Source organism: Veronia nyctiphanis, assembly GCF_004116385.1.
GTDB lineage: Bacteria > Pseudomonadota > Gammaproteobacteria > Enterobacterales > Vibrionaceae > Veronia > Veronia nyctiphanis.
Window position 1 is genome coordinate 1 of record NZ_PEIB01000062.1, and the last position, 9338, is coordinate 9338.

Below are 9338 nucleotides of genomic sequence, written 5' to 3' on the forward strand. Positions count from 1 at the left end.
ATACCCTTGCTTCCTCCCAGAGCATCTTGAGCTTATCCGATTCTTGTTTGGCTTCCGCCAAGAGGGCATCACGGACTATATTTTCTGCAATGATGGATGCGGTCTCTGCCAGTGTATTTGGAAAGCCTGTCTGTGAGTAAGGCATATCGCGCATGACCCAGTTGTGGAAAGCATGACCCAGTTCATGAGCGAGGGTGATAACGTTAGACATGCTGCCGCCCCAAGTTATGAAAACCACTGGCGTGCGTGTCTTGAAAAGAAGTGCACAGTAGGCGCCTAGGCGTTTGTTTGACTGGGGTGCGGCGTCGATAAGGTTATTTTCGACCATCATATCAACGAAATCAGCCATTTCTGAGTCAACACCTGCAAAGGCCTTTTTGATGATCGCGATAGCCTGTTCAAAGCTGTAGGTTTCGGGTTCACTATTGCCAAGTGTAGGCATTGACGCAAGCTCGTCCCAAGGCTTTAGGGTATCTGTGCCATGGAGTTTTGCCATTGCGAGCCCCGCCTGCTGCCCGATATGGCGATTCTCTTTCGCAACATGCATCATGATGTCGAGAGTTTCGCGCATGATGCGGCTATCGCTCAATGCAGGATCAAGGAAGTGGACGGGCTTTTTCTTGCTACGCTTTTTGTATTCAGTCAGGCGACTACCTGAAAGTGCATTGAGTATTGCAGCAAATGAGACCTGATGGGTTCTCATCGCGTCGTTAATTGCTTTCCATGCAAGCTCACGACGTGTCGCATCCGGTTTTCGGAGAATACTGGCGGCTTGAGAAAGCCCCAGCGTTTCTTCTGTGCCGTCTGACCGTGTCAACCTTACCGTCATCGAACCAGTAATTTTATTGTACAAGCTACCCCAAGCGTTGGGCCCATCAACGTTCATGGCTGACAGGAGTTGCTCCTCTTCAACAGACAGCAAAGTATCTTTTTTTTCTCTTTCTATCGTCTTTAAAAAGCGAAAACGCTCAAGCGGACCGACATCATCAGACCCGGCAAGTACAGATTCAAAAAAGTCATCTGTCCCTGTTGAGACTTGGCTTGTGAATGGTTTATTGGCTTGAGTAAGCTCTGACCAAAGTGAGCTCAGCTTACTCTGGGCCAGTGCTGCTTCCTGATTTTTTGCATCCACAGAAGCGAGGCAGTACGCGTAAGTTGATAGGTTGTGTGTCAACATTCCAGCCTGCTCGGAAAGCGATAGTGCCTGCTGGCAGCCAGTGATATCTGTAGGTGCCAGCTCAGTGATTTGTGCGATGAGCGCTTTTACCTTTGCTATATCTGCTGCGTAGTCTTCGCCGGAAAGTCCGCTATATGCGAAAGAGAGATCCCAACTTGGTGCGGTCATTAATGACTCCTTGTTGTTATGAGTTCGACTCTGTCGTTTGAGTAAATGTTGCAAAAATCTAGTGGATTGAAACCGTTATAAAGGTTTGAGTATCCATGGCTTGATGAGATGACGATGAAAATATGGGTGTTGAAGTGTGACGGGTGAGGATTATGTCGTGGCGGCTGCCCAATGAGAACATTTTGTGCCAATACCTCTTAGTTTTTGCGAGTAAGATTAGATGGAGCAAGTGTTAGCATACAAGAACGATAGGCTCGCTATAAAAGAAAAGCCCCATGCTGGGGCTTTGTCAGAGATTACTTAATATCGTTGACTAACGCGTTGAACTGACTAACTTGCTCGGCAACCTGAGAAACACTGTCAGACCAGAACGCAGGTTTGCGAATATCGACACCTAAGTGTTTCTGTACCACTTCTTCCGCTGTCATGGAGCCGGTGTCGCGCAGCAGCGCTTTGTAGTCAGCGTAGAACGAATCGCCTTTTATGCTGCGCTGTGCGTAAACCCCTTTACTGAACAGATAGCCAAACAGATACGGATAGTTATAAAAACTTACGTCTGCGATGCTGAAGTGGAGTTTGCTTGCCCAGAACATCTCATTGGTTTCTTTCATGCATCGCCGTACCATTCCGACCATTTTTCTGACATTAACGCAGACAACTTTTCGGCACTTAATTCACCGTCTTTTCGCTGCTCATAAAGCGCTTTTTCAAACTCAAAACGAACAGGGATATTGATCATCAGTGCCAATGCAGACTGTGCTTCCTCCCAGAGCATCGCCAATTTATCACTGTCTTGTTTAGCCTCTTTGAGTAGCGCATCACGAACAATGTTTTCAGCAAAAATAGAGGCGGTCTCAGCCAGTGTCATCGGGTAATTGCTTTCGTCGATTGACATATCACGGAGCACCCAACTGTGATAGGCATGGCCCAGTTCATGAGCGAGTGTGACCACGTCTGACATACTTTCGCCCCAGGTCACAAAGACGATAGGAGTACGTGTTTTGAAAAATTCCGTACAGTAGGCGCCAGGTTGTTTATTTGGCTGAGGTGCTGCGTCAATCAGGTTGTTCTCAACCATCATGTCGACGAATTCTGCCATTTCCAGGTCAACGTCTGCGAACGCTTTTCGGATGATGGCAATACCTTGTTCAAAGCTGTAGCTCTCCCCCTGTGAGTCAGGCAAAGAAGGCATAGAAGCGAGTTCATCCCACGGTTTTAGTGTGTCGGTGCCTAAAAGTTTTGCCATCGCCAGTCCCGCCTCTTGTCCAACATGACGCTGTTCCTTTGCCACCGACATCAAGGCATCCAGCGTTTCGTGGGCAATACGGCCGTCATGTAAGGCAGGGTCAAGGAAGTGAACCTGAGTCTTTTTACTACGCTTTTGATATTCCGTTAAGCGGCTACCAGAGAGGGCATTCAAGATAGCTGCAAATGAGGTCTGGTTGGTTTTCATTGCTTCAACAATGGCATTCCACGCGGGCTCACGACGTTTGCGGTCGGGCCCATACAGAATACTTGCAGCTTGTGAGAGCCCCAGCGCTTCTTCGCTGCCATCGTCAAACTTGAGGGTGGTTGTCATGGTACCAGTCAGATTGTCGTAAAGGCGCCCCCATGCAGCAGTACCATTAACATTCATTGCAGACAGTAATTGCTCCTCTTCGACGGAGAGAAGGGTATCTTTCAGCTTTCTTTTTTGTGACAGGGTAAAACGGAATCGGCTCCGAGCCCCCAGCTCGTCATGGCCATCGAGCACAGCCTCAAAAAATGCGTCATCGCAAACTACCAGTTGGTTGTTTGCTGGCTCCATTGCTTGATTCATCTCTGCGCCGAGCGCACTGAGTTTACTGATCATAAGTGTCGCGTCTTGGTTGGTTGCATCGACAGATGCGAGGCAATTGGCATATGTTGAAAGGCTCCAAACGAGCGAATCGGCTTGCTCACCGAGCGCCAATACTTGCTGACATTCAATAACAGACGAAGGATGTATGTCAGTTATAGCTTTTATTAGTGATTTTGCCTGCTCAACATCAGCATGGTAGTCGTCGCCGGATAGGCTGCTATAAGCAAAAGAGAGATCCCAACTTGGTGCGGTCATTGATGACTCCTAATTGTTATGAGTTCGACTTCGCCGTTTGAGTAGTTCTTGCAAAGAGCTTGCGGACAGAAGCCGTAATATTGTTATACGTTTTATTGGATTAATGAGGTTACGATGATAAATCGTCGTCGAAATGTAGTTGAAATGTATCGGACAAGGATTATGTCTTGGTGGCAGCTCAATGAGAATATTTTGTGCCAATACCTCTTAGTTTTTGCGAGGAAGAAGAAATTAGATGGGGAGGCAGAATGATAGGCTTGCGACAAAAAAAGCCCCATGATGGGGCTCTGTTAGATATTACTTAATATCGTTGACTAAGGCGTTGAACTGATTAACTTGCTCGGTAACCTGAGAAACACTGTCAGACCAGAACGTAGGTTCGCGAATATCGACACCGAGGTGCTTCTCAACGACGTCTTCTGCGCTCATGGAACCTGTATCACGCAGCAGCGCTTTGTAATCAGCGTAGAACGCATCGCCTTTTACGCCACGTTGTGCATACACGCCCTTACTGAACAGGTAACCGAAAAGGTACGGGTAGTTATAAAAACTTACGCCAGCGATGCTGAAGTGAAGTTTGCTTGCCCAAAACATGTCGTTGGTTTCGGCCATTGCGTCGCCGTACCATTCCGACCACTTTTCGGCCATTAGCTGAGACAATTTTTCAGCACTAAACTCACCGTCTTCCCGTTGCTCGTAAAACGCTTTTTCAAACTCGAAACGCACTGGAATGTTAATCATCAGAGCGAGTGATGACTGTGCTTCTTCCCAGAGCATCATCAGCTTATCCGACTCTTGCTTGGCTTCAGCCATAAGTGCATCACGGACAATGTTTTCTGCGAAGATTGATGCTGTTTCTGCCAAGGTCATCGGGTAGCGACTCTGTGCGATAGGCATATCGCGCATGACCCAGTTGTGGAAAGCATGACCCAGCTCATGGGCGAGGGTAATAACGTCAGACATGCTGTCACCCCAAGTCATGAAGACCATAGGCGTGCGCGTTTTGGCGAAAAGCGTACAGTAAGCGCCGAGACGTTTGCTTGGCTGAGGCGCCGCGTCGATAAGGTTATTTTCGACCATCATATCAACGAAATCAGCCATTTCCTGATCAACGCCTGTGAAGGCCTTTTTGATGATAGAGATAGCTTGATCAAAGGTGTAGGTTTCAGACTCACCACTGCCAAGGGCTGGCATTGAGGCAAGCTCATCCCAGGGCTTTAGGGTATCTGTACCATAGAGTTTTGCCATCGAAAGCCCAGCCTGCTGACCGACATGACGGTTATCTTTTGCAACCTGCATCATGGTGTCTAGGGTTTCGCGTACGATACGGCTGTCGTTCAGCGCAGGGTCAAGAAAGTGAACAGGCTTCTTCTTACTGCGTTTTTTGTACTCTGTCAGACGGCTGCCTGACAGCGCATTGAGTATCGCAGCAAAAGAGACCTGATTGCTTTTCATTGCTTCAGAGATCGCTCTCCACGCAGGTTCACGACGCTTATCATCGGGACCATATAGAATGCTGGCAGCTTGTGACAGTCCCATAGCTTCTTCGGTACCGTCAGCCAGAGTCAGCGTTACTGACATTGAACCCGTAATATTATTGTACAGAGTTCCCCAAGCGGAACGTCCATCAACATTCATTGCCGATAGGAGTTGCTCTTCTTCAACAGAGAGTAAGGTGTCCTTTTTCTCTCTTTCTATCGACAGTGAAAAGCGAAAGCGTTCAAACGAGCCAACCTCATCAGAGCCTGTAAGCACAGATTCAAAATATTCGTCCGTACCTGTTGAGAGTTGGTTTGTGAATGGCTTGATGGCTTGTGAAAGCTCTGCTCCTAACGAGCTAAGCTTACTCAGGGTTAGCGCCGCATCCTGATTTTTAGCATCAACAGAAGCGAGGCAGTTTGCGTAAGTCGACAGGCTCTGTGTGAGTATTCCAGCTTGCTCAGACAGCGATAGTGCTTGCTGGCAGTTCGTGATGTCTGATGGTGTTAGCTCAGCAATTTGCGCGATGAGCGCATTTATCTTTGCAATATCTGCTGCGTAGTCTTCACCGGAGAGTCCGCTGTACGCGAAAGAGAGATCCCAACTTGGTGCGGTCATTGATGGCTCCTTATTGTCACAAAGGCGGCTCATAGACGCTAGGCCGAATTGTGAGTAGGTAAACTGAATTGATAATTTTGATATCGGCAGTTGACTTTCGTTGAGTTAACGACATGAGGACTGCCGAAAATAGACGTCAGAGGGAATTATGACTTTTGAAGGATGGAATGAGAACCGACAGGCACAAGTCGAAATATACCATTGTGCCTTTTGCGATCAGGTAGGTGTTTAATCTACTAAATTGGTTTTCTTTTAGGCAATTAATTCACGTCTGTTTGATCCTGATGCTCAGAACAACTTTCGTCTATCTCTTCTAATATCGACACTTGATCAGTTGTCTCCGCCATTTTTTCCCTGTCTGCTTTAGAGATGTACTTTGGCTTGTTGCTTTTGTGGAGCTTGGCATTTTGCTTTTTTTGCTTTCTTTTTTAACGTCTGAATGACTTTCTTTTTACGGTTCATTGTTGTTACCAGCATAAACAGAGGCGACATTCTATCTATTGAAGAATACAGCAGCAATGAAAAAAGGTGCGAGGTATCTTTGTTCCTTACTGGAAAGCCATGATGAAATGTCGATAAATAAATGAGGCTCTCTACTCACACAATGCTGAGAATCATTTCTGCTATTGCTGCACTTATTGAATTGAAGAGTGCACTTGTTGCGATTGTTCGTATCCCATATCGATGAGGAAGCTCGACGTTTGGCGAGTTGGAGGCTCATGGCTCGTCGTTATATCGGATTAACCTCTAGTGCTCTCTCAACTACCCCCATCTTTTGTTATCACCTGAGACACTCCAATGTGTGGCGATAATGCCGCTACAGTAAAGTTTCTCTCTTTTATTGGCGTATTGAAGTAACCACTCGATCAGCACGTTCAAAATAGGGTGTATCGATAGATGATTTGTGTTTGGAGATAAACAGAGGTGTCAGCATTTACGAGGTCTAGGTCACTACTTTATCACCGTGAGCATACACGGCAGAAGGCATTTGTGAATATAAATATTTATTAATTGACTATATATTCATATTATTTGTTGGGTAAGGTTAAGCCTGAATTTTGTGCTTTACATTACGTCATCCCAATAAAATAAAGGGTCTTAAAAAATTCGGAATAGACATTAAGCTTCAGCTTCAAATTAAGTTTTCCAGAGTAAATAATATAAAAACTGCATATTTACATTAACACTCAGCGGAAACTCCTCATGTATAGATAATTGGCCTCATATTTGTGATATTAGTCACATAAAATACAGTGTAAGTAAGTGTCAAGAACTGCATACCAACGTAAAAAGTGTGTAATGGTTCTAATTATTCAAGTGAAATAAGTGCAAATTTACTTTCATTTACACTATTCCTCGCAAATCATATGGTTACGTTACAACCCGTTCAATTGCTGGTATGACTGGCTTCAAGCGTCTTATTTTAAGCACCCCACGAGATGACCTAAAAATATATTTAGTTTCATTTGAAACATTAGTGATCTTCTGCTGATTAATTTGTTGAAAAAATTTTAAAAACAAAAAAATAAACTGTCCAAAATCCCATAATTCACCAATTGAAAGTGATATGTATCCCACCTATAGTGATTACGAGTCGCGGAGTTAACGACAATTTGCTAGCCGAAATGCCGATGGGGATACGATTATGAAAAAGACAATGATTACAACAGCAATGCTTCTTGCATCAACAACAGCAATGAGCGCGTCAGCATTAGATATGAAGGTAATACCTCTATCAGGTGCTGCTTGGGTAGAAGTACTCGATAACGGTGAACCAGTTTCAGGTGCAACCGTTACGGTAGACGGTAAAAGCTACACAACACCAGACAGTGGTCTGCTGTTTATCAGAATCAGTGATGATGAAGATGATCGTTATATCTTCACCGCGAAGGATTCCGCGGGCAATGAAATCAGCAAGACTCGCTTGGTCTTCAAAGATTAAGCCGATATTGAAAATAAAAAGTTACAGCGAATTCTAAAAATTACGGAGATACGATCATGAAAAAATCAATCATTGCAACGACTATGGTTCTGGCTTCTGCTACTGCATTTAGTGCATCGGCACTTGATATGAATGTTATCCCTCTTGAAGGTGCGGCATGGGTAGAAGTGCACAACGGTGGTAACCCTGTTCAAGGCGCCACGGTGACAGTAGATGGTAACAGCTACGTAACACCAGCCAGCGGTCTTCTGTTTGTTCGCATCAGTGATGACGAAGACGACCGTTATGTGTTCACTGCGCAGGACAGCGCAGGTAATGAAGTCAGCAAAACTCGCTTGGTATACAAAGACTAAGCACAAAAAAACGATAAAAAATTAGCTTAATCAAAAAAATCCAATGGAGATACGATCATGAAAAAATCAATCATTGCAACGACTATGGTTCTGGCTTCTGCTACTGCGTTTAGTGCATCAGCACTTGATATGAATGTGATTCCTCTTGAAGGGGCGGCATGGGTTGAAGTGCACAATGGTGGAAACCCAGTTCAAGGCGCCACGGTGACAGTAGATGGTAACAGCTACGTAACACCAGCCAGCGGTCTTCTGTTTGTTCGCATCAGTGATGACGAAGACGACCGTTATGTGTTTACTGCGCAGGACAGCTCAGGCAACAAGTCAGCAAAACTCGCTTGGTATACAAAGACTAAGCACAAAAAACAATAAAAAATTAGCTTAATAAAAAAATCCAATGGAGATACGATCATGAAAAAATCAATCATTGCAACGACTATGGTTCTGGCTTCTGCTACTGCGTTTAGTGCATCAGCACTTGATATGAATGTGATTCCTCTTGAAGGGGCGGCATGGGTTGAAGTGCACAATGGTGGAAACCCAGTTCAAGGCGCCACGGTAACAGTTGATGGCAACAGCTATGTAACACCAGCCAGCGGTCTTCTGTTTGTTCGCATCAGTGATGACGAAGACGACCGTTATGTGTTTACTGCGCAGGACAGCTCAGGCAACAAAGTCAGCAAAACTCGCTTGGTATACAAAGACTAAGCACAAAAAACAATAAAAAATTAGCTTAATCAAAAAATCCAATGGAGATACGATCATGAAAAAAACAATTATTGCAACGACTATGGTTCTGGCTTCCGCGACTGCGTTCAGTGCATCAGCGCTAGATATGAATGTGATTCCTCTTGAAGGAGCAGCATGGGTTGAAGTGCACAACGGTGGAAACCCAGTTCAAGGTGCCACGGTAACAGTTGACGGCAACAGCTATGTAACACCAGCCAGCGGTCTTCTGTTCGTTCGCATCAGTGATGACGAAGATGACCGTTATGTGTTTACTGCACAGGACACCGCAGGCAACGAAATCAGTAAAACCCGCTTGGTATACAAAGACTAAGCATTAAAAACCAATAAAAATAGCTTAATCAAAAATCCAACGGAGATACGATCATGAAAAAATCAATTATTGCAACGACTATGGTTCTGGCTTCCGCGACCGCGTTCAGTGCGTCAGCACTTGATATGAAGGTTATTCCTCTTGAAGGAGCGGCGTGGGTTGAAGTGCATAATGGTGGAACGCCCGTCCAAGGTGCCACCGTAATGGTAGATGGTAGCAGCTATGTGACTCCTGCCAATGGCCTTTTATTCATCCGCATCAGTGATGATGAAGATGACAGATATATCTTCACGGCAGAAGACGCTGCGGGTAACTCAGTTAGCAAAACACGTATGGTGTTTGCTGGCTAGACAGTCCCGATACCGAAAAAATCCCGCCTTGTGGCGGGATTTTTATTTGTTTTCAGCCCTAAACCACCTACTTCAGTAGGTGGTTATCATTCAGGTAGG

8 protein-coding genes and 2 pseudogenes are annotated in these 9338 nt (G+C 45.3%); 6 read left to right on the plus strand and 4 right to left on the minus strand.

All coding sequences use genetic code 11. The features are described 5' to 3' along the window. The 4 genes and pseudogenes from CS022_RS24020 to CS022_RS24035 form a co-directional block, all read right to left on the minus strand. Positions 1 to 1345: M3 family metallopeptidase (locus tag CS022_RS24020; protein WP_129124397.1), on the minus strand; the 1345-nt coding region annotated here is incomplete at its 3' end. 296 nt (positions 1346 to 1641) lie between these two features. Further along, positions 1642 to 3440: pseudogene (locus CS022_RS24025) on the minus strand (M3 family oligoendopeptidase). A 297-nt stretch (positions 3441 to 3737) separates the two neighbouring features. Beyond that, the gene (locus tag CS022_RS24030; protein ID WP_129124398.1) at positions 3738 to 5537 is read right to left on the minus strand and encodes a M3 family oligoendopeptidase; all 1800 of its coding nucleotides are present in this window, start codon (positions 5535 to 5537) and stop codon (positions 3738 to 3740) included. A 260-nt stretch (positions 5538 to 5797) separates the two neighbouring features. Continuing rightward, positions 5798 to 5999, minus strand: a pseudogene (locus CS022_RS24035) (DUF2986 domain-containing protein). A 1183-nt stretch (positions 6000 to 7182) separates the two neighbouring features. Between CS022_RS24035 and CS022_RS24040 the strand changes: the two are divergent. The 6 genes from CS022_RS24040 to CS022_RS24065 are packed head-to-tail and all read left to right on the plus strand — an operon-like array spanning position 7183 to position 9239. Then, entirely contained in the window at positions 7183 to 7479 is a 297-nt protein-coding gene (locus CS022_RS24040) for a hypothetical protein (protein WP_129124399.1), read from the plus strand. 56 nt (positions 7480 to 7535) lie between these two features. Further along, entirely contained in the window at positions 7536 to 7832 is a 297-nt protein-coding gene (locus CS022_RS24045; protein ID WP_129124400.1) for a hypothetical protein, read from the plus strand. Between the two features lie 57 nt (positions 7833 to 7889). After that, on the plus strand, positions 7890 to 8201 hold the full coding sequence (locus tag CS022_RS24050; protein WP_129124401.1) for a hypothetical protein: 312 nt from the start codon (positions 7890 to 7892) through the stop codon (positions 8199 to 8201). 39 nt (positions 8202 to 8240) lie between these two features. Further along, on the plus strand, positions 8241 to 8537 hold the full coding sequence (locus CS022_RS24055; protein WP_129124402.1) for a hypothetical protein: 297 nt from the start codon (positions 8241 to 8243) through the stop codon (positions 8535 to 8537). A gap of 55 nt (positions 8538 to 8592) precedes the next feature. After that, positions 8593 to 8889 carry a hypothetical protein gene (locus CS022_RS24060; protein WP_129124403.1) on the plus strand — a complete coding sequence of 99 codons (297 nt, stop codon included), beginning with the start codon at positions 8593 to 8595 and terminating at the stop codon, positions 8887 to 8889. A gap of 53 nt (positions 8890 to 8942) precedes the next feature. After that, on the plus strand, positions 8943 to 9239 hold the full coding sequence (locus tag CS022_RS24065; RefSeq protein WP_129124404.1) for a hypothetical protein: 297 nt from the start codon (positions 8943 to 8945) through the stop codon (positions 9237 to 9239). The last annotated feature ends 99 nt before the right edge of the window (positions 9240 to 9338 follow it).